Below are 24,042 nucleotides of genomic sequence, written 5' to 3'. Positions count from 1 at the left end.
CGGTCGTAACCACCCGGTCGACTGATGCGCGAAATGGGCGAATCGCCACCGTCAGCAACTGTCAACGTCACTGATTGCGGCCGAACGTGGCGGGGCACGGCATTAGTGGACAGTCGGACCTTTAGCATAGGTCACGATTCCGAGCACCCCTACCACGCACAACCCTGGAGCAGCACGTGACAGCCCCGAAGCTGGCCCTCACCGAAGGTGACCTGAGCACCACCGCCGCGGACGCAGTCGTCGTGGGCACCCTGCAGGGTGCGGACGGTCTGGAGCTCGCCCCCGGTGCCGATGCTGTCAACGCCGCGTTCGACGGCGCGCTGCTCGAGGTGCTGGGCACCCTGCGCGCGTCCGGCAAGGCCGACGAGCTCGTGAAGGTGCCGACGTTCGGCAAGATCGCCGCCCCGCTCGTGCTGGCCGTCGGTCTCGGCAAGACGGCCGGTGAGGAGCAGGTGCGCCGCGCGTCCGGTGTCGCCGCCCGCGCGCTGGCCGGCAAGAAGCGCGCCGTCAACACCCTGGCGTCGCTGCACGTTGGTGCCGCTGCCGAGGGCACGCTGCTGGGCGCCTACTCGTTCACCGAGTACAAGTCCGACAAGGGCGAGGGCGCGGTCGTGAAGGTCGACCTGCACGCCGCCGGTACCAAGGAGAACAAGGCCGCGCTCAAGGCCGCCGTCGCGATCTCCGAGGCCGTCGCCATCGCGCGCGACTTCATCAACACGCCGCCGAACGACCTCTACCCCGGCTCGTTCGCCGACCGCGCCTCGAAGCTGGCGACGGCCGCCGGTCTCGACGTCGAGGTGCTCGACGAGAAGGCGCTGAAGAAGCAGGGCTTCGGCGGCATCCTGGGCGTCGGCGGCGGTTCGTCGCGCCAGCCGCGTCTCGTGCGCATCTCCTACAAGGGCGCCAAGGCCACCAAGAAGGTCGCGCTCGTCGGCAAGGGCATCACGTTCGACACCGGCGGCATCTCGATCAAGCCGGCCGCGGGCATGGACGAGATGACCTCGGACATGTCGGGTGCCGCCGCGATCGTCGCCACCATGGTGCTGGCCGCGAAGCTCAAGTACCCGCTGGAGATCATCGCGTCGATCCCGATGGCGGAGAACATGCCGTCCGGTGACGCCTACCGCCCCGGCGACGTGCTGACCATGTACGGCGGCAAGACCGTCGAGGTGCTCAACACCGACGCCGAGGGCCGCCTGATCCTGTCCGACGCCATCGTGCGCGCGTGCGAGGACGGCCCCGACTACCTGATCGAGACCGCGACCCTGACCGGCGCGCAGGTCGTGGCCCTGGGCAAGCGGACCTCGGGTGTCATGGGCTCCGACGAGTTCCGCGACCGCGTGGCGGCCATCGGCACGGCGGTCGGCGAGTCGGCGTGGCCGATGCCGCTGCCCGAGGAGCTGCGCGCGGACCTCGACTCGCGCCTGGCGGACCTCGCGAACGTCACCGGGCACCGGTGGGGCGGCATGCTCGCGGCGGGCCTGTTCCTGCGCGAGTTCGTGGCCGAGGGCGTGCAGTGGGCGCACATCGACATCGCGGGCCCGGCGTACCACACGGGTGGCGCGTACGGGTACACCTCGAAGGGCGGCACCGGCGTTCCGGTGCGGACCATCGCGGCCGTGCTGGCGGACATCGCCGCCAACGGCTGAGTTCGCTTCTTCGACACGGGCGGAGTTCCTTCGGGGACTCCGCCCGTTCGCCGTCCAGGGTGGACTGTCCGCTTCGCACCCCGCCCCGTTCCTCTTAGCACCGTCCAAGCAGGACGCTTCGCCGCACGCCGACGACAGCCGTTCGCGGTCGGCGATCTGTGCGCTGCCCAGGCCTTTGCAATGAGTCTTTTGCGGGCGTCGTCCAAAGAGTCATTGCTAAGGGGCAGGTCGGCGGGGGTGGGCTGAACTGATATATCGGTTGAGGGGCGGCGTGGGCGGCGCGGGAGGTGACGCGGTCGGGTGGCGGCTGAACGGAGACGCGTGTCTCACGGGGCTAGGTCGGCGGGCCCGGTGAGAGGAGTATTTCCACATGGGGACGCATCGGTACGAGGTTGACGTCGTCTGGACCGGGAACACCGGGAGCGGGACTTCCGGGTACAAGTCCTATGAGCGCGCGCACGAGGTTCTGGCCGAGGGCAAGCAGACGATCCTCGGGTCGTCGGATCCGTCGTTCCTGGGTGACCGGAGCAGGTACAACCCCGAGGAGCTGCTCGTCGCGTCGCTGTCGCAGTGCCACATGCTCTGGTACCTGCACCTCGCGTCGGTCAACGGCGTGGTGGTCACCGACTACAGCGATCACGCGACCGGGACGATGGCCGAGCACCCGGACGGATCGGGGCGGTTCACCGAGGTGATCCTCAATCCCGTGGTGACGGTGGCCGATCCCGCCACTCGCGAGACGGCGCAGGCGTTGCACGAGAAGGCGCATTCGATGTGCTTCATCGCGGCGAGCGTCAATTTCCCCGTTCGCCACGAACCGATCGTGAAGGCTTAGAGATCGCCCGATGCTTTTTTGCGCGCGGTGTAGTCGCGCATGCGCTTCGGGTAGCCGACGATGCCGGCGTCGTAGATCGGCATGCCGAGCTTGCGGGCGAAGGTGCGGGCGGCGTCCGGGGACGCGACGCGGCGGCGGGTCCACTCGCCGTCGTGAGCGACCAGGACCACAGTGGTTTCGGTCACCGTGGTCTTCGGTTCCACGTAAGCCTCGACGCCGTGGCGGCTCTCCGCCCACTGCGCCAGGTGGCTCGTGTCCTGGTTGGAGGCGGTTCGCAGCACGCCAGGGCGTGACTTCCTGCGAAAACGATCGAACAGCCCCATCGAGCACCTCCAGCGATTCCCTCCACCATGGTGCCAGGTGAGGGTGTTATGAGTAGGTGAATGATCAGAACAGGGCGTGGTGTCCTATGCCGGATCACCATGCTCCGGGAACTAGTGACAAGATGGCCGCGTACCTCGCGCGCACCCGCGCGTAGTAAGTAATCCCGAGGAGATCCGAAGTGACTTCGCCGGAACTGGAGTCGGCCACCAACGCCGATCTCGTCATCCTCGGCGGTGGGTCGGGGGGCTACGCCTGCGCGTTCCGCGCGGCTGAGCTCGGCCTGTCCGTCGTCCTGGTCGAGAAGGACAAGCTCGGTGGCACGTGCCTGCACCGCGGCTGCATCCCGACCAAGGCGCTGCTGCACGCGGCCGAGGTGGCGGACAACGCCCGCGAAGGCGACCAGTTCGGTGTGAAGAGCTCGCTCGAGGGCATCGACATCGCCGGTGTGAACTCGTACAAGGACGGCGTGATCTCGCGGCTCTACAAGGGTCTGCAGGGTCTCGCGAAGGCCAACAAGGTCACTCTCGTCGAGGGCGCGGGCACGTTCGTCGGACCGAACACGGTCGTCGTGAACGGGCAGCGCTACACCGGCAAGAACGTGGTCCTCGCGACCGGTTCGTACGCCCGCAGCCTGCCCGGTCTGGAGATCGGCGGCCGCGTGATCACCAGCGACCAGGCGCTCAACCTGGACTACCTCCCGGAGAAGGTCGTCGTCCTCGGTGGCGGCGTCATCGGCGTGGAGTTCGCGAGCGTGTGGCGGTCGTTCGGCTCGGACGTGACCATCGTCGAGGCACTGCCCCGCCTGGTTCCTGCCGAGGACGAGTACGCCTCCAAGCAGCTCGAGCGCGCGTTCCGCAAGCGCGGCATCAAGTTCAAGACCGGCGTGAAGTTCACCGGCGCCACGCAGACCGACTCGGGCGTGTCCGTCACGCTGGAGAACGGCGACGTCCTCGACGCCGACCTGCTGCTGGTCGCGGTCGGCCGCGGCCCGAACAGCGCGGGCCACGGCTACGAGGAAGCCGGTGTCCAGATCGACCGCGGGTTCGTCATCACCGACGAGCGCCTGCGCACGAACCTGCCGAACGTGTACGCCGTCGGCGACATCGTGCCCGGCCTGCAGCTCGCGCACCGCGGTTTCCAGCAGGGCATCTTCGTGGCCGAGGAGATCGCCGGCCAGAACCCGAAGGTGATCGACGAGGCGGGCATCCCGCGCGTCACCTACTGCAAGCCCGAGGTCGCCTCCGTCGGTCTGAGCGAGGCCGCCGCGAAGGAGAAGTACGGTTCCGCCGAGGTGTTCATCTACGACCTGGCGGGTAACGGCAAGAGCCAGATCCTCAAGACCGCCGGTGGCGTGAAGCTCGTGAAGGCTCCCGACGGCCCGGTCGTCGGCGTCACCATGGTCGGCGAACGCGTCGGCGAGCTCATCGGTGAGGCCCAGCTGATCTACAGCTGGGAGGCTTACCCGGAGGACGTGGCTCCGTTGATCCACGCCCACCCGACCCAGACTGAAGCCCTCGGCGAGGCCTTCCTCGCCCTGGCCGGCAAGCCGCTGCACGTGCACGGCTGACCGTTCCCCACACAAAGTCAGCCACACGAGAGCACGAGGAGTCAGCGAACAATGGCCTTCTCCGTCCAGATGCCCGCACTCGGTGAGAGCGTCACCGAGGGCACGGTCACCCGGTGGTTGAAGCAGGAAGGCGACCGGGTGGAGGTGGACGAGCCGTTGCTCGAGGTGTCCACCGACAAGGTCGACACCGAGATCCCCTCCCCTGCGGCGGGCGTCCTGCAGAAGATCGTCGCGCAGGAGGACGACACCGTCGAGGTCGGTGGCGAGCTCGCGGTCATCGGTGACGGTGACGGCGGTTCCTCCGACTCGGCGCCGGCTCCCGCCCAGGAGTCCGCACCCGAGCCCCAGCAGGAGTCCCGACAGGAGCCGCAGCAGACGCAGCCGTCGGCGCAGCCTTCCGAGGACGCCGAGGAAGCCGCGCCCGCCCCGGCCCAGTCCGGTGGTTCGGCCGAGGGCACCGACGTCACGATGCCCGCGCTCGGCGAGTCCGTCACCGAGGGCACCGTCACCCGCTGGCTGAAGCAGGTCGGCGACAGCGTCGAGGTCGACGAGCCGCTGCTCGAGGTCTCGACCGACAAGGTCGACACCGAGATCCCGTCGCCGGTCGCGGGCACGCTGCTCGAGATCAGCGCCGGTGAGGACGAGACCGTCGAGGTCGGCGGCAAGCTCGCCGTCATCGGTTCGGGCAGCCCCGCGCAGTCCGCTCCCGCCCCGGAGACCAAGCCCGAGCCGAAGCAGGAGTCCGCACCGGCTCCGAAGCAGGAGTCCGCTCCCGCTCCGGCTCCGCAGCAGGCCGCGCCCGCGCAGCAGGCGGCTCCGGCCGCGTCCTCTTCCGACGACGCGAACGGCACGCCGTACGTGACTCCGCTGGTGCGCAAGCTCGCGTCGGAGAACGGCATCGACCTGGGCTCGCTGAAGGGCACCGGCGTCGGTGGTCGCATCCGCAAGCAGGACGTGCTGGCCGCGGTCGAGGCCAAGAAGGCCCCGGCTCCCGCGCCCGCCGCCGCTGCCCCGGCAGCCGCTCCGGCCACTCGCACCTCCGCCCCGGCCGCGGTCGACAACTCGGGCAAGCGCGGCACCGTGCAGAAGCTCCCGCGCCTGCGTCAGATCGTCGCGCAGCGCACGCGTGAGTCGCTGCAGCAGTCGGCCCAGCTCACCCAGGTGTTCGAGGTCGACGTGACCAAGATCGCCCGGCTGCGCAACCAGGCCAAGAAGGCGTTCGAGGCTCGTGAGGGCGCGAAGCTCACGTTCCTGCCGTTCTTCGCCAAGGCCGCCATCGAGGCCCTCAAGGCCCACCCGGTGCTCAACGCGTCGATCGACGAGGAGCGCAAGGAGGTCACCTACCACGGTGCCGAGCACCTCGGTCTGGCGATCGACACGGAGCGCGGCCTGCTCAACGCCGTGATCCACAACGCCGGTGACCTGAACCTGTCGGGCATCGCCCACAAGATCGCCGACCTGGCCGCGCGTGCCCGTTCGAACAAGCTCACGCCGGACGAGCTCGCCGGTGGCACGTTCTCGCTGACCAACCTCGGCAGCAACGGTGCGCTCTTCGACACCCCGATCATCCAGCAGCCGCAGGTCGGCATCCTGGGCGTCGGCGTCGTGAAGAAGCGCGCGGTCGTCATGACCGACGAGGACGGCAACGACACCATCGCGATCCGCTCGATGATGTACCTCGCGCTCACCTACGACCACCGCCTGGTCGACGGTGCCGACGCGGGCCGCTTCCTCACGACGGTCAAGAACCGTCTCGAGGAGGGCGCGTTCGAGGCCGACCTCGGCCTCTGACCAGCTCAGGAACTAGCCCTGATATCCGATATATTGGATATCAGGTGTGACCAAGAAGTGGGACCTGAGGGCCACCCCGGTTTGCCGGGGTGGCCTTCGGCACATCCTGACTCCTGTATGCGATGTAGTGCTGTGCAGGTGACGACACAGTGGGGAACGATCTACCTATGCGGGTTGTCATCGCGGGATCGTCGGGACTGATCGGGACGAGCCTGGTGGCGTCGATGCGCGCCGCCGGTCACGAGGTGCTGCGGCTGGTGCGCCGCAAGGCCGCCGCGCCGGACGAGCGCGGGTGGGACCCGTACGCCGGGCGCATCGACGACGGGACGTTCGACGGCGTCGACGCCGTCATCAACCTGTGCGGCGCGGGCATCGGTGACAAGCGCTGGGACGACGCGCGCAAGCAGGTGCTGCACGACAGCCGGGTCGTGCCGGCCGAGGTGTTGTCGGCGGCGGTCGTCGAGCACGGCGTACCGGTGCTGGTGAACTCGTCGGGTGCTCACTTCTACGGCGACACCGGCTCGCGGCTCGTGGACGAGGACGCGCCGGGCGGGCACACGTTCATGTCGCGGCTGACCCAGGAGTGGGAGGCGGCGACGTCCGTGGCGCAGAAGGCCGGCGTTCGCGTCGTGCTGATGCGCACCGCCGTTGTCATCTCGCCGTCGGGTGGGGTGTTCGGGCGGTTGAAGCCGGTGTTCCAGTTCTTCCTGGGCGGCAAGCTCGGGAGCGGCGAGCAGTTCTTCCCGTGGGTGTCCCTGGACGACGTCGTGTCCGCGTACCGGTTCGTCGTCGAGCATGACGATATAAATGGGCCGGTGAACGTCGCCGGGCCCACACCGGTGACGAACGCCGAGTTCACCAAGGCGGTCGGGTCGGCTCTGAACCGGCCGACGCCGTGGGCGGTGCCGGCGTTCGCGTTGAAGACTTTGCTCGGCGGTGAGATGGCGGAGGAGCTCCTGCTGAGCGGTCCGGGCCTGACGCCGAAGGTCCTGGAGAGCCACGGGTTCCACTTCATGCATCCGGCACTGCCGGCGGCGTTGCACGCGGCGGTTGCATGACTCGTGCCGTCGCAGCCGTTCTGGTGATCTCCTGGATCCTGTTGGGGATGCCGGAGGTCACCTGGCTCGACGTCTGGGTGAACGACGTGCTGCCCCGCCCGGAGTGGTTGCAGGTCATCGCGTTCGCGGTGGGTCTGGTGCTGGGGCCGACGATCGGGTGGGGGTTCGCGGCCGTGCTGCTCGTGCTGGCCTGGCGCCGGCGTGAACCGCGGCTGTGGAAAGCGCTGGCACTGCACGCCATCTGCTGCGCGACGTTGCTGACGCGCTGGCTGTTCGACCGGGCGCGGCCGCTGGAGTACCACCTGCCGAGCTACCCGAGCGGGCACACAGTCGCCGTGGCGTCCGTGGCGTTCACCATGATCGTGCTCTTCAAGAGGGGCGTGCTGTGGGGTGCGCTCGCGGTGCTGGTGGCGGGCTTCGCTCGGGTCGTGCTGGAGATGCATTGGCTGACGGACGTCATCGGCGCGGTGCTGGGTGTGACCGGCGTTGGACTCGTGGCAGCACTCGCGCTGGGGTTGGTAACGTCGGGTCGTGAACTCGTGCCGCACCTCGTCAGACCCCGTCGTCGTCCGTGAGCTGGGGCTCATCGACTACATGGCGGCGTGGGACCTCCAGAAGGAGATCGCGGAAGCGCGCGCCGGCGGCACCGGTCCCGACACGCTGCTCCTGCTCGAGCATCCACCGGTCTACACGTGCGGCCGGCGCACCCTCGAGGAGGAACGTCCCGTCGGTGGCAGCACGCCGGTCATCGACGTCGACCGCGGCGGCAAGATCACCTGGCACGGTCCCGGCCAGCTGGTCGGCTACCCGATCGTCCGGCTGGTCGAGCCGATGGACGTCGTCGAGTACGTCCGCCGCATCGAGCAGGGTCTGATCGACGTCTGCGATCAGCTGGGCGTGCACACCGGCCGCATCGAGGGCCGCAGCGGCGTCTGGCTGCCCGCCGACGACCGCGGCCCGGAGCGCAAGGTCGCCGCGATCGGCATCCGCGTGCAGCGCGGCGTGACCATGCACGGCTTCGAGATCAACTGCAACGCGAGCCTCGACGCGTTCGGCGACATCATCCCGTGCGGCATCAAGGACGCGGGCGTCGCTTCGCTGTCGCACGAGCTGGGCCGCGACGTCACGGTGGCCGAGGTGCTGCCGATGGCCCGTGACTCTGTGCTCTCGGCCCTTGACGGAACGCTCCCCCTGACGGACCGCACTTTGGCCCGCACTGGCCCCGTCGCCCTGGGGATCACCTTCGCTAGCATTCCGTAGCCCCGCGCGGGTTGCGGGATTCCTGAGGAGGATGCGTCGTGAGACTTTCTCGACGCCAGTTGTTCATGGCTGCCGGTGTCACGGCGCTGATGTCCGGAACCGCAAGCGCGACCAGCGCGGTGCCCGCATTGGCCGCACCTGCGCGCACGTGGGACGGCGAGATCCGCGTCGGTGACTGGGAGCGGTACTACCTCGGACTCGACGGTGGAGCGCACCAGAAGGCGTTGGGCGCGTTGGACATCGCATATCGCGACGGAGTCCGTGCCGACGAGCAGGACCTGATGGTGCCGGTCCAGTCCGTGCGACGAGCGGCGCTGGAGTTCGGCGACCACGCGGCCGCCGACGTGTTGCGCGACCGCTTCGGCCTCGACTCACCGTCGATGCTCGGACGCGGGCTCAAGCTGGTGCTCGGCGAGGACGGCCTCGAAGGCCGCTACCTCGACGACCCCGGACTGCAGCTGCGGTACATCGGACATCGGCGGGGATACGCGCGGTATGCGATGCCCATGCCGGACGCGGTCCGTCGCGCGCTCGCCTGATATCCAATAACCGATATATCAGCGGCGGCGATATATCGGAGGCGATATATCAGGAGTAATGCGACCGAGTCCCGTCAACTAAGCTGGGCGGCATGGGTCGATGGGAGCCGGACGCGCGGGAGAGGTTGGTGCGCGCGGCGCTCGACCTGTTCGAGGAGCAGGGGTACGACGACACGACGATCGTCCAGATCGCCTCGCGCGCCGGGCTGACGAAGAGCACGTTCTTCCGGCACTTCCCGGACAAGCGGGAGGTGCTGTTCGGCGGGCAGGACTCGATGTCGGGCCTGCTCGCGGACGGGATCACCGCCGCACCCGAGTCGGCCACCGCGCTGGAGGCGGTCGCCGCCGGGCTGCAGGCCGTCGCGGCGGCGTTCACCGATGAGCGAAGCCGGATCCAGCCCCAGCGCCTGAACGTCGTCGCGGCGAACAGCGAGCTGCGCGAGCGGGAAGCGCTCAAGCTGATCCGGCTGTCGGCGGCCATGACGGAGGCGTTGAAGAAACGCGGAGTGCCGGACTCGGCGGCCGGGGTGGCCGCCGAGCTCGGCCTGCTCGCGTTCCGGGAGGCCTACCAGCGCTGGGCGACGTCAGCCGGCGAGCGGGAGTTCGGTGAGCTCGCCCGGCTGACGTGGCAGGAGTTGCTGGCGACGACCTCGTCGCTGCTCTGAAAGCCCTAGGGCTCTGACCGATATATGGGATATCAGCCCAGCTGGGGCGCGACGTCCTCGGCGATCTCGGTGATGTGGTCGAGGTCGGACAGGTCCAGGGTCTGCAGGTACACGCGCTGGATGCCGGTCCGCTCGCGCCACGTGCCGATGCGCTCGACGACCTCGCCCGGGGTGCCGCAGAGACCGTTCTCCTTGAGCTCGGACACCTCACGACCGATGGCGGCGGCGCGGCGGGCCACGTCGGCGTCGGTGCGGCCGACGCAGGCGACCAGGGCGACCGAGCGGATGATCTCGCCGGGATCGCGGCCCATCTCGGCGCACGCGGCGTCGACACGGGCGTACTGCTCGACCGCGGCGTCGAGGCCGACGAACGGCAGGTTGAACTCCGTGGCGTAGCTCGCGGCCAGCGCCGGCGTCCGGCGGGCACCCATGCCGCCGATCAGCACCGGGATGCGGTCCTGCGCGGGCTTCGGCAGCGCCGGGGAGTCCGTCAGCGTGTAGTGCTTGCCCTCGAACGAGAACGTGCCGCCTTCCGGGGTCTCCCAGAGGCCGGTGATGACGGCGAGCTGCTCCTCGTAGCGTTCGAAGCGGACGCCGAGCGGCGGGAACTCGATGCCGTACGCGGTGTGCTCGGCCTCGTACCAGCCCGCGCCGATGCCGAACTCCACGCGGCCGCCGGACATCTGGTCGACCTGCGCGACGCTGATGGCGAGCGGGCCGGGGTAGCGGAACGTCGCGGCGGTCATCAGCGTGCCCAGGCGGATCGTGCTGGTGTCGCGGGCGAGGCCGGCGAAGGTGATCCACGGGTCCGTCGGGCCTGGCAGGCCGTCGGAGGATCCCATCTTGAGGTAGTGGTCGGAGCGGAAGAAAGCGCCGTACCCGGCGTCCTCGGCCGTCCGGGCCACGCGGAGCAGGTCGTCGTAGCTCGCACCCTGCTGGGGCTCGGTGAAGATTCGCAGTTCCACGACGAAGAACTTAGTCCTGCGAACGATGTCGGGCGCGAACTGGGACCGGATCTGTCCTATTTCACGAATAGCGTCACGGACATGACGATCACGCCGTTCCACATCGACATCCCGCAGACCGACCTCGACGACCTGCACGCCCGGCTCGACCAGGCGCGCTGGCCGAGGCAGCTCCCCGGTGAAGGCTGGAGCCGCGGCGTCCCGGCCGACTACCTGAAGGACCTCGCGCACCACTGGCGGCACGGCTTCGACTGGCGCGCGCAGGAACGCCGGCTCAACGCGTTTCCCCAGTTCACAACCGAGATCGACGGGCTGCGCGTGCACTTCCTGCACGTGCGGTCGAAGAACCCGGACGCGCTGCCCCTGATCCTCACGCACGGCTGGCCCAACTCGATCGTCGAGTTCACGAGCACGATCGGCCTGCTGACCGAGCACTTCCACGTCGTGGTGCCGTCCGTGCCCGGCTTCGGTTTCTCCGACGCGCCAACGGAAACCGGGTTCAGCGCCGCACGTGCAGGACGCATGTGGGCCGAGCTGATGCACCGGCTCGGCTACGAACGCTATGGCGCGCAAGGCGGAGACCTCGGGGCGTACATCTCGCAGGAGGTCGCGAAGGCCGACCCGGACGGCGTGGTCGGCGTGCACATCGACGGCGGCCTCGGGTTCCCGGACGAGACGACCGACCTGACCGAGGACGAACGGTCGATCTTCGCGCAGATCGAGCAGTGGTCCAAGTACGCCGTCGACCACCACACGCTGCTGCGCGTCGCACCGCAGACGTTCTCCTACGGCTGGACCGACTCGCCCACCGGGCTGCTGGGCTGGCTGATGCAGAAGTTCCAGGAGTTCACGCCCACCGCCGCACTGCCGGAACTGGCGATCGACCGCGACCTGCTGCTCACCAACGCGAGCATCTACTGGTTCACCGCCACCGCCGCGAGTTCGTCGTGGTTCATGTACGACAACACGCGGTTCGCCTGGCCCACCGGACAGCAGCACGCACCGACCGGCGTGTACAACGGGGCGCCGGGGATCCGCCGGCTCGCGGAACAGACGAACGACATCGTCCGGTGGGGCGAGGGCAACCCCGGCGGCCACTTCGTCGCGATGGAGGAACCTCAGGCACACGCCGGCGACATCATCGAGTTCTTCACCAAGCTATAGAAAGCGCGGTGCCGGGGCGGCAGCGCCTTCCGCGGTGAACACACCACGTGCCACCAGATGCGGATGCGATGCCGCCTCCTCCAACGTCAGCACCGGCGTCACGCAGGCATCGGACGACGCGAACACCGAGGACCACTCGTCGCGCGTCCGGGCGAGGAACGCCTCCGCGAACGTCTTGCGCAGCAACGGCCAGCCATCACGGTCCATCTGGGACGGAAGATCGTCCACGGACAACCCCAGACCGGACAACAACAACGCGTAGAACTGCGGTTCCAAAGACCCCACGGCGACGGAACGACCGTCCGCGCACTCGTACAGCGAGTAGAACGGGCACCCGCCGTCCAGCAGGTTCGAGTCGGGCGCGTCCTCCCACACCGACTGCGACTTCATCGACCAGACCATCTGGGCGAGCGAGGCCACCCCGTCGACGATCGCCGCGTCGACGACCTGACCACGGCCGGTGCGCTGGCGTTCCCACAACGCCGCCAGCACGCCCAGAACCATGTACAACGACCCACCGCCGAAGTCGCCGACCAGGTTCAGCGGAGGCTTGCCGATCGCGTGCAGCACACCGGTCAGCGACAGGTAGTTGATGTCGTGCCCGGCACGGTCGGCCAGCGGACCGGTCTGGCCCCACCCGGTCATCCGCGCGTAGACCAGACCGGGATTGACCGCCAGACAGTCGGAAGGCCCCAGCCCCAGCCGTTCCAGGACACCGGGACGGAAGCCCTCGATCACCACGTCCGCCGACGAGATCAGGGACAGCACCGAGGCACGGCCGTCAGCGGACTTCAGGTCCGCGGACACCGAACGCCTGCCGCGCAACAGGAAGTCGCGGGAGGCGTCCGGCACCACGGACAGACCGCCGGACGGACGCTCGACCCGCACGACCTCCGCGCCGAGGTCCGCGAGCAGCATCGCGCCGTGCGGACCGGGCCCGATGCCGCCGAACTCGACCACGCGAAGACCCTCCAAAGGCCCCATCAGGCTTCGAAGGACAGACGCGGCGTGAAGACAGCGCCAAAGGACTCGGCCAGACCGCGCATCGCCTTGGCGTGGTTGCCGAAGTCCGGATGCGCCAGCGCGGCACGCAGAGCGTCGGCGCTCTCCCACAACGCGATGTTCACGTACGAGGCCGGGTCGTCCAGCTGGCGCGACAGCGTGTACTTGATCAGGCCCGGCTGCTCACGCAGGAACGCCGCCGTCTCGTCGAAGGCCTTCTCGAACTCCTCGGGGTCACCGGTGAGCGTGAAGCGGTTGACGAAGGTGATCATGAGAATCTCCCCAAAACCGGTGTCAGGCTGAGGAAACCATGCACACCGCGTCTTGAGACGTGCTCAAGGAACGCCCACCAAGCTCACGACCATGCGCATCATCGACCTGTCTTCCCACATTGACGCATCCGCGTACGAAGCGGACCCGGTGACGCACGAGGTGCTCACGGCCGCCCAGGGTGCCGAACACATGGCCGAGCAGCTGAAAGCGAGGCTGGGCATCGACTTCGACGTGTCGGTGCTGCGGGACTCGGAGTTCCTGACGCTGGACAGGATCAGCCTCACCTCCCACACCGGCACCCACGTGGACGCCCCGAGCCACTACGGCTCGAAGACCACGTACGGCAACGGAATCCCGCGCCACATCGACGAGATGCCGCTGGAGTGGTTCCACAACCCCGGCGTGAAGCTCGACGTCCGCGGCCACGGCACCGGCGTCATCGGGCCCGAGGTCCTTGAGAAGGAGTTCGCCCGCATCGGGTACACGCCGAAGCCGATGGACGTCGTCATCCTCGACACCGGCGCCGCCGAGCACGCCGGCACCCAGACCTACTTCACCGACTACACCGGACTCGACGGCCCCGCCACGAACATGTTGCTGGACCTGGGAGTCAAGGTGATCGCCACCGACGCCTTCAGCCTCGACGCGCCGTTCCCGGACATCGTCAAGCGCTACCTGGCGACCAAGGACGAGAGCGTGCTGTGGCCCGCGCACTTCGCCGGACGCGACCGCGAGTACTGCCAGATCGAGCGGCTCGCGAACCTGGAGACGTTGCCGGACTTCGGGTTCACCGTCGTCGCGTTCCCGGTCAAGATCAAGGGTGCGGGCGCCGGCTGGACCAGGGCCGTGGCCCTTCTCGACGACTAGTGCTCAAGTGAGAGCTGAATCACCGTACTTACCTTTGAAGGTATGGACACCAACGAAATATGGCCACCGGAGAACGAAGACCACATCGTCCGCGGTATCGACTAGAAGTCGCCAAAGGGCCGCCCTCTTCCTGGGAGGGCGGCCCTTTTACGCGTCACACCAGCCGCGAACGAGCGGCCTCGACGGAATCCGACGCGTCCAGCAGCGGCAGCACCTGAGAACTTCCCGACCGCACTGCCTTGGTACGGCGCGCGAACGACGTCAACGTCTGACCAGGCCCGGCTTCCACCAGCAGCACGTCGTACATCGCCACGAGCTCGTTCAAGGCCGGTCCGAAGTAGACGGCGTCCGTGAGCTGCCGGGTCCAGAACCGCGCGGACAACGCGTCCTCGGCCGTCATCAGCTTGCCCGTGTAACCCGAGTAGACCGGCATGACCGGAGGACGAGGAGAAGCGCTCCACGAAGCCAGAGCCTCGTCCACGGCAGGCTGCATCGCAGGGCTGTGGAACGGCGTCGAAGCCGGCACGGTCACGACGATGTACTCGGCGGCCTCCAGCCGGGAACGGACGCGGGCCAGCGGTTCGTCGGACCCGGCCAGCATCGTCTGCCGAGCCGAGTTCACCGCCGCGATCGCCACGTCGCCTTCCAGATAGGGCACCAGATCAGCCTCGGAAGCCGCGACGGCCAGCATGCCACCGGACGGGATCGGCACGGCCGACAACACCCGGTCCCGAACGAGAGAAGCGGCCTCCTCCAACGAGAACACGCCGGCCAGCGTCGCCGCGACCACCTCACCGGCGGAGTGCCCGATCAGCGCGACCGGCGAGACACCCCAGGACAAGACCATGCGTCCCAACGCGTAGTCGACCGCGAACAACAACGGCTGCGCACGAGACACGTGATCAACGTCCGCACCCGACAGCCAGTCCTCGCAGGCGAGGGAACCGACCTCGCCGAACAGCTCGAACACCTCGTCGATCACCGAGGTGAACACGGGCTCGGTCCCGTACAGCGATGCCGCCATCCGCGGGTACTGCGACCCTTGCCCGGGAAACATCAGTGCCACATCCACAAGAAGCCTCCAGAAAAGCGACAGGGGCCGCGAGGAAGACCTCACGACCCCTGTGCGGACAACATCACCTGTACTCGCGAACCACCATGGCGGAGTTGAACCCGCCCTTGCCGCGGCCGAGCACCAGAGCGGCCTTGATCTTGCCGTGCCGCGCCTCGTTCATCACGAGGTCGAGCTCGTACTCCGGCACGACGTTCTCGACGTTGACGGTGGGCGGAATCGCCGACCAGTAGATCGAGAGGATCGCCGAGGCGACGTCCAGCGAGCCACCACCGGCGAACAGCCGCCCGGTCATGGTCTTCGGCGCCGTCACCGGCACACCGAACGGCCCGAAGATCCCCTTGATCGCCTCGGCCTCGGCCTTGTCGAGCTCGGGAATGCCCGCCGCGTCGGCGAACACGACGTCGATCTCCGAGGCGTCCATGCCGGCGTCGCGCAACGCCAGCTCGGCCGCCCGCTTCAGCCCCGGCTCCCTCGACGGCATCCGCGAGTCGAACGTCGAGGCGTACCCGACGATCTCGCCGTAGATGCGGGTGCCGGGACGCCCTGCCGCCGACTCCGGCGTCTCGACCACCATGATCGCGCCGCCCTCGCCCGCAACGTACCCGGAGGCGTCGCGGTCGAACGGCAGGTAGGCGCGCTTCGGGTTGTTGCTGCGAGACAGGCAACCCGACGCCTGGTGCGCCACCCAGGCCCACGGGCACAACGACGAGTCCATGCCGCCGGTCAACGCCAGCTGGACACCCTTGCGCAGCTGGCGCCGGGCGTGCCCGATGGAGTCGATGCCACCGGCCTGCTCGGACACCACCACCGCGCCGGGACCGCGTGTGCCGTGACGGATGGAGATCTGGCCCGTGTTGACCGCGTAGAACCACGCGAACGACTGGTACGCCGAGACGTACTCCGGGCCCTGGTGCCACAGCTTCTGCAGCTCGCGCTGACCGAACTCGTACCCGCCCGCCGTCGCCGCGGTGATCACCGCGATGTCGGTGTCCGGGATGTCGTTGGGCTGCACACCCGCGCCGCGCAACGCCCAGTCCGTGCCCACCAGCGTCAACCGCGTCATGTGGTCCGTCTGCGGCAGCAGCCGGCCCTGCAGGTGCCGGCCTGCCTCGAAGCCCGGCACCTCACCGGCGATCTTCGCCCAGTAGTTGGCGCTGTCGAACCGGGTGATCGGCCTGATCGCCGCCTCCCCGTGCAGGGTCGCCCGCCAGTACGCGGTCGGCCCCAGCCCGTTCGGCGACGCGATGCCGATTCCCGTCACCACCGCACGAGTCACCGGCCTGCCCCTTCCACCTTCTTGAGCACCATGGCGCTCTGGAATCCACCGAAACCACTGCCCACGGTGAGAACCGTGTTGACCTTCTTCTCTCGCGCGACCAGCGGCGTGTAGTCGAGGTCGCACTCGGGGTCCGGCTCGTGCAGGTTCGCCGTCGGCGGGATGAGGTCCTCCTCGAACGCCAGCAGCGAGCCGACGATCTCCAGCGACCCGATCGCGCCGAGCGAGTGCCCGATCATGGACTTGAAGCCCGACACCGGCGTCTTGTACGCGTGCGCACCGAGCGAACGCTTGAACGCCGCCGTCTCGTGCAGGTCGTTCTGCTTGGTGCCCGAGCCGTGCGCGTTGATGTACCCGACGTCCGTGGCGTCCGCACGCGCCTGCTTCAACGCGATGTTGATGGCGTCGGACATCTCGATGCCCTCGGGGTGCAGGCCCGTCATGTGGTAGGCGTTGCACCGCGAGGCGAAGCCGGCGACCTCACCGTAGATGTGCGCACCGCGAGCCCGAGCGTGTTCCAGCTCCTCGAGCACGATGATCGCGGAACCCTCGCCCAGCACCAGTCCGTCGCGCGTCTTGTCGAACGGGCGGCAGGCGGTGGTCGGGTCGTCGTTGCGGGTGCTGGACGCGCGGATGACGTCGAAGCACACCACGGTGATCGGGGAGAGCGGAGCTTCGGTGCCGCCCGTGACGACGACGTCCGCGGAGCCCTCCATGATCAGCTCGGCCGCGTATCCGACCGAGTCCAGGCCCGAGGTGCAGCCCGTGGAGACAACGGAGACCGGTCCCTCGGCGCCGACCGTCCACGCCAGCTCCGTCGCCATCGAGGACGGCGTGAAGTAGTCGTAGAGGTGCGGGACCGCGTAGGACGCGTCGACCTCCCAGTACTTGCCCCGGTCGGAGCCGACGATGAACTCGCGCTCCAGCGAGGTCGTGCAGCCGACCGCGGTGCCGAGCGAGACACCGATGCGGCCGGGGTCGAGCTGGTCGAACTCGATGCCCGAGTCGGCCATCGCCTCACGGCCCGCGACGACCGCGAACTGCGCGGCCCGGTCGAGCCTTCGGATCTCTTGCGGCGTAAGGCCTTCGCGCACGGGGTCGAAGTCTGCTTCACCCGCCATGCGGGAGCGGTACGGAGACGCGTCGAAGTGCGTGATGATGCGAGTCGCCGTACGCCCTTCGGACAGCAGTTGCCAATACGCCTTCGTTCCGATGCCACCAGGTGCGACCACGCCCACCCCGGTGATGACGGCGCGACGACTCATCGGACACCTCCAATCGCCTTCTGTGCGGACACGGTCTGCTCCAATCTCGGACAGGGCACGGGAGCGATACCTGTTTCTGCCGAATGAACCGATGGTGAAACGGCCCGATCGAGGCCACCTCGAACGACGGCGTAGGACCCCTGTACGAGCCCAGCCCCCGCGTCCGCCGCGAACAGTTGTTTCGCCGCGGAGCCGCCGTCTTCGTGACAACCAAACCCAAGGGGCACACCCGTTTCCGCGACCGTGGCGACGATCTCGCCCACCTGGTCGGGCCACAACGCACCCGCCGTGTCGTGCAACAGCACGGTTTCCGCTCCTGCTTCGGCGGCGGTCAGCACGACCTCCAAAGCGTGTTCGGGGTCGATCAGCCAGCCGTCGAAGAAGTCCCGCGCCTCGACGATCACTCGCCGTTCGGCGCGCACGAGTTGACGCACGGCTTCTCGTATGACGGAAAAGCCGTGCCCTTGGACAACTATCGCCACCGCGGGGGTTTCCGCGGCGAGCAGTGCGGTGAGGTCCTCCGCACCACCGGAGGCGACGAGGGTGGCGGTCCGCAACCGGAGCTCGACCGCCGCGCGGTTGTAGAACCACCGCGAGGGCCGGCCTCCGTCGACGAACGTGACTCCGAGCGCGTCGAGGCGCCGCGCCGCGACCAGTCTGTCCGAAATGGACAGGCTGGTGCGGCGCAGCGAGATGTCGTAGAGCCTCATCTAGAACCCCGACAGCAGTACACGAGAAGCCTCGATCTCATAAGCGCAGTGGCCCACCTCGGAGGGACAACCCTTGCGCTGATGCTCGACCGCGGCTTTCTCCAGGTACATCGACACCACGTAGAGCCCGTTGCGGCTTGCGGCGCGCGCAGCGGCTGTCAGCAAGTCCGCGCCACCCAACCCCATCGCGTCACCTCACCCGTTTTCGGCGAATTCCTTGGCGTGCCGCAACGTCGTGAGGCTGTTGGTGCCCAGCGCGTGGCGAATGAGCTCGCGGGCGCGCTCCAGCGTGCCGTCGGCCCCCAGCACCTCGGGCACGACCTCCGGCCGGATGACGACCGTGTGGTGCGACGTCGCCTCGATACCGGCCTCGATGCCGTCGCCGATGTCCCTGAACGTCCACCTGCCGACGTGCGCCGCCATGATCGGCGGTGTGTGCGTCTGCTTGTAGACGATGCTGTCGTACGGGAAGCAGACCCGCACCGAGTGCGTGGTGTGGATCGACCCGTCCGGGCTGCGCGTGTCCATCTCCATGGACTGCACGCCGGTGACGGCTTCCTTCAGGTCCAGCCGCGCCACGTGCGGCAGACGCTCCGGCCACAGGTCCGACCGGTACAGGAACTCGAAGACGTCCTTGCGGCTCGCGTGGATCGTGATGCTGTCCGAGAACGACAGCACCAGCTTGTCGTAGTCGTCGCCGTACTCGGCCGCGCGCTTCAACGCGGCCAGCTCGGCGTCGCTGTTGTTGTTGACGGCGTTCAGGATGACGTCGACCGCCTCCGGCTGGGCAGCGGTGAAGTGGTGGAGCAGATCGACCCGGGTCGCCGAGTCGGCGATCGGGACGATCCGCCACTCCCCGCCCATCGTCTTCACCGGTGCCGCCGAACGTTCCTGCTGGAACTTGATGTGCAGGTTCGCCGGGTCGAGCTCGCGACGAGACGTCCACGTGCGCACGTCACCGTTGGCGAACGCGTGCAACCGCAACCGTTCCGTCGAGCCCTCCCGTTCGAACACCTCGGCGTGCACCGTGGGTCCGAAGGTGTACGGCCAGGTCGTCACGTCCGCGACCAGGTCGTAGACCACCTTGGCGGGAGCACCGATCATGACCGTGTGCGTGGTGGTGTGCGTCATGCCCGTCTCCGTTCCCGAGTCGCCGGCGTCAGGCCGCGATCTGTCCGTTGACCTTGTCCAGCAACTGACGCGGCGTCTCGATGTACGCCATCTCGTCGTCGGCGACGGCGACCCCGTGCTTGCGCTTGATCAGCGCGACCGTCTCCAGCAGGGCGAGGGAGTCGAAGCCCAGCTCGAGGAACGGGATGTCGAGAATGTCCTGGCCCGGCTTGAACGAGTCGTCGTCGCCCGCGGCCTCGTTGAGGATCTCTTTGAGGCCCTCGATGGTCAGTGCGCTCACGGCTGCTTTCCTTTCCTCCAGCGGGCGGTTTCCGCGCGCCCACGAAGAGAGGTTGCCAGCGCACGCCTGTAATCCAGTGGAGGCATCCTCGAAGAAACCGTTGCCATGCAAAGGAAAACGACCCCCGCCACAGTGTGGAGGGGGTCGCTGGAGCCGAACTCTAAGCGAGAAGCCGTTGCAGCTGCCGGGTTTCCGCGCTGTCCAGCCGCGGGTCGGACGTCAGGATCGCGTGCTGCAACGTCTGCAGGCGCGACGACGGTTCGACGCCGAGCTCCTCGATCAGGGTGTTGCGCAGGCCCTTGAACGCGTCGAGCGCCTGCCACTGCCGTCCCGCGCGGAACAGCGAGATCATGTACTGCGCGCACAGGTTCTCGTTCATCGGGTTCTGCACCGTCAGCACGGACAGCTCGCTGAGCAACGCCTTGTGCTTGCCCATCCGCAGCTCCGCGTCGATGCGGGTCTCGAGCACGCCGAGCCTTTGCTCCTCCAGGCGCACGACCTCGATGCCGAGCGGCATGCCGGGCCGCACGTCCACGACGGCCGGGCCACGCCACATCTCCAGGGCCTGCCGCAGCAACCGGGAAGCCGACTTGTAGTCCTCGACGTCGTACGCCTGCTGGCCTGCCCGCGAAAGGCGCTCGAACTCGTGCACGTCGACGGACTCCGGCGGCACGTCGAGCAGGTAGCCGCCGTAGCGGGTGACCAGCACCTCCTTCGCGCCGCTCTCCCCGGACCGCGACAGCGCGTCCCCGATCAGCTTGCGCAGCTGCAGGATGTAGGTCTGCAACGTGGTGCGGGCGCTGCGCGGCGGGCGGTCTCCCCACAGCTCCTCGATCAGCGTCGGCACGGACACGACGGATCCCGAGTGCAGCGCCAGCAGCGCGAGAATCTGCCGCGGCTTGGCCGCCGTGGGTGTCACCGAGCGACCGTTCACCTTGGCCTCGACGGGCCCCAGGACCTTGATCTGCATCGCGACCCCTCCTTCGGTTCCGAGCACGGTCATTAGTCTGCTCGGCCCAACGGGGACGCGTTAGTGCACAGGCCACCGATGTCAGGTGAGTTCTGCCCGTGACGGGTATGAAAACTTCATACCGGGGCGCATTAGGCGGTAACTACCGACCCATTACCGCTGGTCCGCAGAATTACCCACACCAAATGACACGCAAACATCGGAGACGCACATGTACCCCACCGTCACCGTGGAGCACCTGGCTTCCGTCACCACCGCCACTGACGACTCCGACGACATGAAGATCTACGAGTTCGACCGTGAGCCCCGCTGCGGCGTCACGATCACGACGCGGCCCTGCGTCGGCACCTCCCCCGGCGGCTGGTACTCGACGTACGACAACGTGCTCGCTGCCGCGTGAGAAGCGGAACAGCATGAGAAGCGAAGTGGCCGAACCCGGCGAACAACGCATCGGGTTCCGGCGCCACCTCCAGGCCCAGGTCGTGCACGGCGAGGCCGTCTACCTCTTCGGCGAGTCGGGGGTCACCGCCATCGAGGGCACGCACGTCGAGGCACTGGCGCCGTTGCTCGACGGCACCCGTGACCTGGCGACACTGCTGCGGGACGTGCCCGCGGACCTGTCGGCCGACAAGGTCGGGCGCATGCTCTCCAGGCTCGCCGCGGCGGGCCTGATCGGGCGGCGCGGCGAGGAGGACGGTTCGGCCACGACCGAGGCGGCGCTCGCGTACTGGGACGCGGCCGGCCTCGACCCGGCGGACGCGGTGGCGGCGACGACGACGTCGCTCGTCTCCGTGGTCGCGATCGGCGACATCGACCGCGGCGCGGTCGCGGAAGCCTTGCACCGCAACGGACTCACGGTCACCTCGGGGTGTGGCGACCTGACCGTCGTGGTGTGCGCGGACTACCTGGCTCCCGAACTCCGCGACATCGACGCGGGCCACCGCGCGGACGGCACGCCCTGGATGCTGGTCAAGCCCGTCGGCGCACAGGTCAACGTCGGTCCGTTCATCACCCCTGGCGCCGGCGCGTGCTGGCGTTGCCTCGCGATCCGCCTGTCGGAGAACCGCAAGGCCGAGGCGCACGTCCGGGCGAGGTGCGGTCAACGGGGACCCGCGCCCCGCCCCGCCATCGGTCTCCCGTCGCTCACCGCGACCGCGCTGGAGATCGCGGCGGTCGAGGCCACCAAGTGGCTCGCCGGGCTGCGGCACGACGCGCAGCGGTCCATCTGGTGCTACGACAGCCTGACCATGAAGGTCACCCAGCACGAGGTGCGGGCCCGCCCGCAATGCCACGGCTGCGGAGACCCCGCGATCGTCGCGCGCAGGGCGTTCGAGCCGGTCGAACTCTTCAGTCGCGTGAAGCGCTCCTGCGACGGCGGCGGCCACCGGTCGTCGCCGCCGCAGGAAGTGCTCGACCACTACCGGCATCTCGTCGGCCCGGTCACCGGGATCATCAAGGACATCCGCCGCAACCCCACCGGACCCGCCTTCTTCAACTCGTTCGTGTCCGGCTCGAACGTCGCGGCCGCGGGCGAGGGCCTCGAAGGGCTGCGGTCGGCGTTGCGCGCGGACACCGGCGGCAAGGGCGTCACTCCACTCGACGCCCAGGTCGGCGCGTTGTGCGAGGCCGTGGAACGCCGCAGCGGCGCGTTCGCGGGCGACGAGGCACGGGTCAGCGGCAGCTACACCTCGCTGGGCAACCTCGCGATCCACCCCGACGACGTGCAGCACTTCCACCCCCGCCAGTTCGACGACCGCGAGGCCTGGAACGCGAGCCACTCGTCGTTCCAGTACGTCCCCGCCCCGTTCGACGAGGACGAGGTGATGGACTGGACACCGCTCTGGTCGCTCACCGAACGACGCCACAAGCTCCTGCCCACCGGCATGCTCTACTTCGGCGCCCCCTGTCCGCCGAGCATCACGTCCAACTCCAACGGCTGCGCCGCGGGCAGCAGCATCGAGGACGCAGTGCTGCAGGGCCTTCTGGAGCTCGTGGAACGCGACGCGGTCGCGCTCTGGTGGTACAACCGCACGCCCATGCCGGGCATGGACCTCGACGCGTTCCACGACCCGTGGATCGACGAGCTGCGGCAGGTCCACGCGAGCCTCGGCCGCGAGGTGTGGCTGCTCGACGTCACCTCCGACCTGGGCGTACCGGCCATGGTGGCGGTGTCGCGCCGCACGGACGGCCCGCGCGAGGACATCATGTTCGGCTGCGGCGCCCACCTCGACCCGCGCGTGGCCGCCCGCCGCGCGCTCGCCGAGCTGAACCAGTGCATGCCCGCGGTGTGCGAGCCGGTCGACCTGGCCGAGCTCGACACCGACATGCGGCACTGGTGCGAGACCGCGAAGCTGGCCGGCGAGCCGTGGCTCGCGCCCGATCCGGACGTGCCGGCCCGCGACCCGTTCCACCACGGCTACACGCACCGCCGGGACCTGGTGGACGACATCCGCGCCATCAAGGACACTCTGCGGGCGCGGGGAATGGAGCTGCTGGTGCTCGACCAGACCAGACCCGACATCGGGCTGCCCGTCGTGCGGGTGGTGGTGCCGGGGCTCAGGCATTTCTGGTCCAGATTCGCTCAAGGGCGGCTCTACGACGTGCCCGTACAACTGGGTCGGCTGGACCGGCCACGCCGCTACGACGAGCTCAACCCGTTTCCGTTGTTCATGTGAGTCCCGACAGCCTGAGCGGAGGCGCCGTGGTGCGCACACAGGTGCACGTCCCGACCGGCCGCCCGCTGTGGTCGTTGCTGGAGGACGCTTTCGTGGACGAGGGCACCGAGCACCTCGTCGTGCACGGCAGATGGGGCGCGATCGAGATCGCGGACACCAGCCCTCTCGTCCGCGAGGCGTTGCACCGCATGAGCCTCGGCCCGGTCGCGCTCGAGAACATCTCCGCGCTGCACGAGAACTTCGTGCGGTGGAAGACCGGCAGCGGCCCGTGCCTGATCTGGCGCAAGCTCAAGAACACGCTCGACCAGCTCGGCGGCTGCGTCGTGCCGTCGCTGGGCCTCAACGACGGCGCCGGGCCGATCCTCTCGGTGGTCGCGGTGACCAAGGACGCCGTGTTCACGTTGCCGCACATCGAGGACGACGAACCTGTCCGGATGCGGAAAGGCACCGAGATCGAGCGGCTCAACGGCGACCAGGCGCTCGCCTGTCCCGGCCTCGCCTACCAGGCGATCCTGCACAGCGCACCGGCCACGGAGATCGCGAAGTCGTTGCTGGACGCGGAGACCTCGATCGCCGTGGTGGCGGAGGCGTTGCAGCTGGAGAAGACCCTGGTCGCCGACGTGGTCTCCTACCTGGCCGGTGCCGGGCTCGTCGTCGTGAGGTGTTGAGCCGTCGTCATGTTGCTCCGATCGCGGATCTCG

General features: G+C 68.5%; 26 protein-coding genes. 14 read left to right on the top strand and 12 right to left on the bottom strand.

What is annotated here, in order from left to right:
* Nucleotides 1-176 precede the first annotated feature (176 nt).
* Together ABZ345_RS13460 and ABZ345_RS13455 are read left to right on the top strand one after the other, a co-directional pair.
* A complete protein-coding gene (locus ABZ345_RS13460) occupies nt 177-1,649 on the top strand; it encodes a leucyl aminopeptidase (protein WP_359846873.1) in 1,473 nt (490 codons plus the stop codon).
* A 370-nt stretch (nt 1,650-2,019) separates the two neighbouring features.
* Nucleotides 2,020-2,484, top strand: coding sequence for an OsmC family protein (locus tag ABZ345_RS13455; RefSeq protein ID WP_359846870.1), 465 nt, complete (start codon nt 2,020-2,022; stop codon nt 2,482-2,484).
* Here the strand turns inward: ABZ345_RS13455 and ABZ345_RS13450 are convergent.
* A complete protein-coding gene (locus ABZ345_RS13450) occupies nt 2,481-2,807 on the bottom strand; it encodes an oxidoreductase (protein WP_359846867.1) in 327 nt (108 codons plus the stop codon). The genes ABZ345_RS13455 and ABZ345_RS13450 overlap by 4 nt on opposite strands.
* A gap of 179 nt (nt 2,808-2,986) precedes the next feature.
* Here ABZ345_RS13450 and lpdA point away from each other — a divergent pair, with 179 nt between their 5' ends.
* The 7 genes from lpdA (at nt 2,987) to ABZ345_RS13415 (ending at nt 9,688) form a co-directional block, all read left to right on the top strand.
* Nucleotides 2,987-4,375, top strand: coding sequence for a dihydrolipoyl dehydrogenase (gene lpdA / locus ABZ345_RS13445; protein WP_359846865.1), 1,389 nt, complete (start codon nt 2,987-2,989; stop codon nt 4,373-4,375).
* Nucleotides 4,376-4,426: 51 nt separating this feature from the next.
* A complete protein-coding gene (gene sucB / locus ABZ345_RS13440) occupies nt 4,427-6,166 on the top strand; it encodes a 2-oxoglutarate dehydrogenase, E2 component, dihydrolipoamide succinyltransferase (protein WP_359846862.1) in 1,740 nt (579 codons plus the stop codon).
* Nucleotides 6,167-6,333: 167 nt separating this feature from the next.
* On the top strand, nt 6,334-7,224 hold the full coding sequence (locus ABZ345_RS13435; RefSeq protein ID WP_359846859.1) for a TIGR01777 family oxidoreductase: 891 nt from the start codon (nt 6,334-6,336) through the stop codon (nt 7,222-7,224).
* Complete coding sequence (locus ABZ345_RS13430; protein WP_359846856.1) at nt 7,221-7,799, top strand: phosphatase PAP2 family protein; 579 nt, start codon at nt 7,221-7,223, stop codon at nt 7,797-7,799. The genes ABZ345_RS13435 and ABZ345_RS13430 overlap by 4 nt, the downstream gene beginning before the upstream one ends.
* Nucleotides 7,756-8,484 (top strand): lipoyl(octanoyl) transferase LipB, encoded by a 729-nt coding sequence (gene lipB / locus ABZ345_RS13425; RefSeq protein WP_359846853.1) that lies wholly within the window; start codon nt 7,756-7,758, stop codon nt 8,482-8,484. The genes ABZ345_RS13430 and lipB overlap by 44 nt, the downstream gene beginning before the upstream one ends.
* 38 nt (nt 8,485-8,522) lie before the next feature.
* Nucleotides 8,523-9,023, top strand: a complete 501-nt coding sequence (locus ABZ345_RS13420) for a hypothetical protein (RefSeq protein WP_359846851.1) — start codon at nt 8,523-8,525, stop codon at nt 9,021-9,023.
* Between the two features lie 92 nt (nt 9,024-9,115).
* Entirely contained in the window at nt 9,116-9,688 is a 573-nt protein-coding gene (locus ABZ345_RS13415; protein WP_359846848.1) for a helix-turn-helix domain-containing protein, read from the top strand.
* Nucleotides 9,689-9,720: 32 nt separating this feature from the next.
* On the opposite strand, the gene ABZ345_RS13410 is transcribed toward ABZ345_RS13415, so the two are convergent.
* Nucleotides 9,721-10,653, bottom strand: coding sequence for an LLM class F420-dependent oxidoreductase (locus ABZ345_RS13410; protein WP_359846845.1), 933 nt, complete (start codon nt 10,651-10,653; stop codon nt 9,721-9,723).
* Between the two features lie 81 nt (nt 10,654-10,734).
* Between ABZ345_RS13410 and ABZ345_RS13405 the strand changes: the two genes are divergently transcribed.
* The gene (locus ABZ345_RS13405; RefSeq protein WP_359846843.1) at nt 10,735-11,817 is read left to right on the top strand and encodes an epoxide hydrolase family protein; all 1,083 of its coding nucleotides are present in this window, start codon (nt 10,735-10,737) and stop codon (nt 11,815-11,817) included.
* Here the strand turns inward: ABZ345_RS13405 and ABZ345_RS13400 are convergent.
* On the bottom strand, nt 11,812-12,804 hold the full coding sequence (locus ABZ345_RS13400; RefSeq protein WP_359847500.1) for a CaiB/BaiF CoA-transferase family protein: 993 nt from the start codon (nt 12,802-12,804) through the stop codon (nt 11,812-11,814). The genes ABZ345_RS13405 and ABZ345_RS13400 overlap by 6 nt on opposite strands.
* Nucleotides 12,801-13,091, bottom strand: a complete 291-nt coding sequence (locus ABZ345_RS13395) for an antibiotic biosynthesis monooxygenase family protein (protein WP_359846840.1) — start codon at nt 13,089-13,091, stop codon at nt 12,801-12,803. The genes ABZ345_RS13400 and ABZ345_RS13395 overlap by 4 nt, the downstream gene beginning before the upstream one ends.
* A 91-nt stretch (nt 13,092-13,182) precedes the next feature.
* On the opposite strand from ABZ345_RS13395, the gene ABZ345_RS13390 reads away from it, so the two are divergent.
* Nucleotides 13,183-13,959 (top strand): cyclase family protein, encoded by a 777-nt coding sequence (locus tag ABZ345_RS13390; protein WP_359846837.1) that lies wholly within the window; start codon nt 13,183-13,185, stop codon nt 13,957-13,959.
* 154 nt (nt 13,960-14,113) lie between these two features.
* On the opposite strand, the gene ABZ345_RS13385 is transcribed toward ABZ345_RS13390, so the two are convergent.
* From ABZ345_RS13385 to ABZ345_RS13350, 8 genes are all read right to left on the bottom strand, one after another.
* On the bottom strand, nt 14,114-15,016 hold the full coding sequence (locus ABZ345_RS13385) for an acyltransferase domain-containing protein (RefSeq protein WP_359846834.1): 903 nt from the start codon (nt 15,014-15,016) through the stop codon (nt 14,114-14,116).
* A gap of 79 nt (nt 15,017-15,095) precedes the next feature.
* A complete protein-coding gene (locus ABZ345_RS13380; RefSeq protein ID WP_359846831.1) occupies nt 15,096-16,310 on the bottom strand; it encodes a ketosynthase chain-length factor in 1,215 nt (404 codons plus the stop codon).
* Nucleotides 16,307-17,575 (bottom strand): beta-ketoacyl-[acyl-carrier-protein] synthase family protein, encoded by a 1,269-nt coding sequence (locus tag ABZ345_RS13375; protein WP_359846828.1) that lies wholly within the window; start codon nt 17,573-17,575, stop codon nt 16,307-16,309. Before ABZ345_RS13375 ends, ABZ345_RS13380 begins: the two co-directional genes overlap by 4 nt.
* Nucleotides 17,572-18,285, bottom strand: coding sequence for a hypothetical protein (locus ABZ345_RS13370; protein ID WP_359846825.1), 714 nt, complete (start codon nt 18,283-18,285; stop codon nt 17,572-17,574). The genes ABZ345_RS13375 and ABZ345_RS13370 overlap by 4 nt, the downstream gene beginning before the upstream one ends.
* On the bottom strand, nt 18,286-18,471 hold the full coding sequence (locus ABZ345_RS13365; RefSeq protein WP_090070955.1) for a hypothetical protein: 186 nt from the start codon (nt 18,469-18,471) through the stop codon (nt 18,286-18,288). It lies immediately after the preceding gene.
* A gap of 9 nt (nt 18,472-18,480) precedes the next feature.
* Entirely contained in the window at nt 18,481-19,416 is a 936-nt protein-coding gene (locus tag ABZ345_RS13360; protein ID WP_359846821.1) for an aromatase/cyclase, read from the bottom strand.
* Nucleotides 19,417-19,444: 28 nt separating this feature from the next.
* Complete coding sequence (locus tag ABZ345_RS13355; RefSeq protein WP_359846818.1) at nt 19,445-19,696, bottom strand: acyl carrier protein; 252 nt, start codon at nt 19,694-19,696, stop codon at nt 19,445-19,447.
* A gap of 160 nt (nt 19,697-19,856) precedes the next feature.
* Entirely contained in the window at nt 19,857-20,666 is an 810-nt protein-coding gene (locus ABZ345_RS13350; RefSeq protein WP_359846815.1) for an AfsR/SARP family transcriptional regulator, read from the bottom strand.
* 211 nt (nt 20,667-20,877) lie between these two features.
* Between ABZ345_RS13350 and ABZ345_RS13345 the strand changes: the two genes are divergently transcribed.
* The 3 genes from ABZ345_RS13345 to ABZ345_RS13335 are packed head-to-tail and all read left to right on the top strand — an operon-like array spanning nt 20,878 to nt 24,009.
* Complete coding sequence (locus ABZ345_RS13345) at nt 20,878-21,066, top strand: hypothetical protein (protein WP_359846812.1); 189 nt, start codon at nt 20,878-20,880, stop codon at nt 21,064-21,066.
* A gap of 13 nt (nt 21,067-21,079) precedes the next feature.
* Nucleotides 21,080-23,341 (top strand): TOMM precursor leader peptide-binding protein, encoded by a 2,262-nt coding sequence (locus ABZ345_RS13340; protein WP_359846809.1) that lies wholly within the window; start codon nt 21,080-21,082, stop codon nt 23,339-23,341.
* A 26-nt stretch (nt 23,342-23,367) separates the two neighbouring features.
* A complete protein-coding gene (locus tag ABZ345_RS13335) occupies nt 23,368-24,009 on the top strand; it encodes a hypothetical protein (RefSeq protein WP_359846806.1) in 642 nt (213 codons plus the stop codon).
* Nucleotides 24,010-24,042: the final 33 nt, after the last annotated feature.

The organism is Lentzea sp. NPDC005914, from assembly GCF_040629405.1.
GTDB lineage: Bacteria > Actinomycetota > Actinomycetes > Mycobacteriales > Pseudonocardiaceae > Lentzea.
This window is presented reverse-complemented; position numbering and strand designations above follow the sequence as displayed.

Bases quoted from the DNA above. Each gene is read 5' to 3' on its own strand.
- ABZ345_RS13455 (WP_359846870.1), top strand. From the start codon at position 2,020: ATGGGGACGCATCGGTACGAGGTTGACGTCGTCTGGACCGGGAACACC.
- ABZ345_RS13450 (WP_359846867.1), bottom strand. From the start codon at position 2,807: ATGGGGCTGTTCGATCGTTTTCGCAGGAAGTCACGCCCTGGCGTGCTG.
- sucB (WP_359846862.1), top strand. From the start codon at position 4,427: ATGGCCTTCTCCGTCCAGATGCCCGCACTCGGTGAGAGCGTCACCGAG.
- ABZ345_RS13435 (WP_359846859.1), top strand. From the start codon at position 6,334: ATGCGGGTTGTCATCGCGGGATCGTCGGGACTGATCGGGACGAGCCTG.
- ABZ345_RS13430 (WP_359846856.1), top strand. From the start codon at position 7,221: ATGACTCGTGCCGTCGCAGCCGTTCTGGTGATCTCCTGGATCCTGTTG.
- ABZ345_RS13415 (WP_359846848.1), top strand. From the start codon at position 9,116: ATGGGTCGATGGGAGCCGGACGCGCGGGAGAGGTTGGTGCGCGCGGCG.
- ABZ345_RS13405 (WP_359846843.1), top strand. From the start codon at position 10,735: ATGACGATCACGCCGTTCCACATCGACATCCCGCAGACCGACCTCGAC.
- ABZ345_RS13395 (WP_359846840.1), bottom strand. From the start codon at position 13,091: ATGATCACCTTCGTCAACCGCTTCACGCTCACCGGTGACCCCGAGGAG.
- ABZ345_RS13390 (WP_359846837.1), top strand. From the start codon at position 13,183: ATGCGCATCATCGACCTGTCTTCCCACATTGACGCATCCGCGTACGAA.
- ABZ345_RS13385 (WP_359846834.1), bottom strand. From the start codon at position 15,016: ATGTTTCCCGGGCAAGGGTCGCAGTACCCGCGGATGGCGGCATCGCTG.
- ABZ345_RS13375 (WP_359846828.1), bottom strand. From the start codon at position 17,575: ATGAGTCGTCGCGCCGTCATCACCGGGGTGGGCGTGGTCGCACCTGGT.
- ABZ345_RS13370 (WP_359846825.1), bottom strand. From the start codon at position 18,285: ATGAGGCTCTACGACATCTCGCTGCGCCGCACCAGCCTGTCCATTTCG.
- ABZ345_RS13365 (WP_090070955.1), bottom strand. From the start codon at position 18,471: ATGGGGTTGGGTGGCGCGGACTTGCTGACAGCCGCTGCGCGCGCCGCA.
- ABZ345_RS13360 (WP_359846821.1), bottom strand. From the start codon at position 19,416: ATGACGCACACCACCACGCACACGGTCATGATCGGTGCTCCCGCCAAG.
- ABZ345_RS13350 (WP_359846815.1), bottom strand. From the start codon at position 20,666: ATGCAGATCAAGGTCCTGGGGCCCGTCGAGGCCAAGGTGAACGGTCGC.
- ABZ345_RS13345 (WP_359846812.1), top strand. From the start codon at position 20,878: ATGTACCCCACCGTCACCGTGGAGCACCTGGCTTCCGTCACCACCGCC.
- ABZ345_RS13340 (WP_359846809.1), top strand. From the start codon at position 21,080: ATGAGAAGCGAAGTGGCCGAACCCGGCGAACAACGCATCGGGTTCCGG.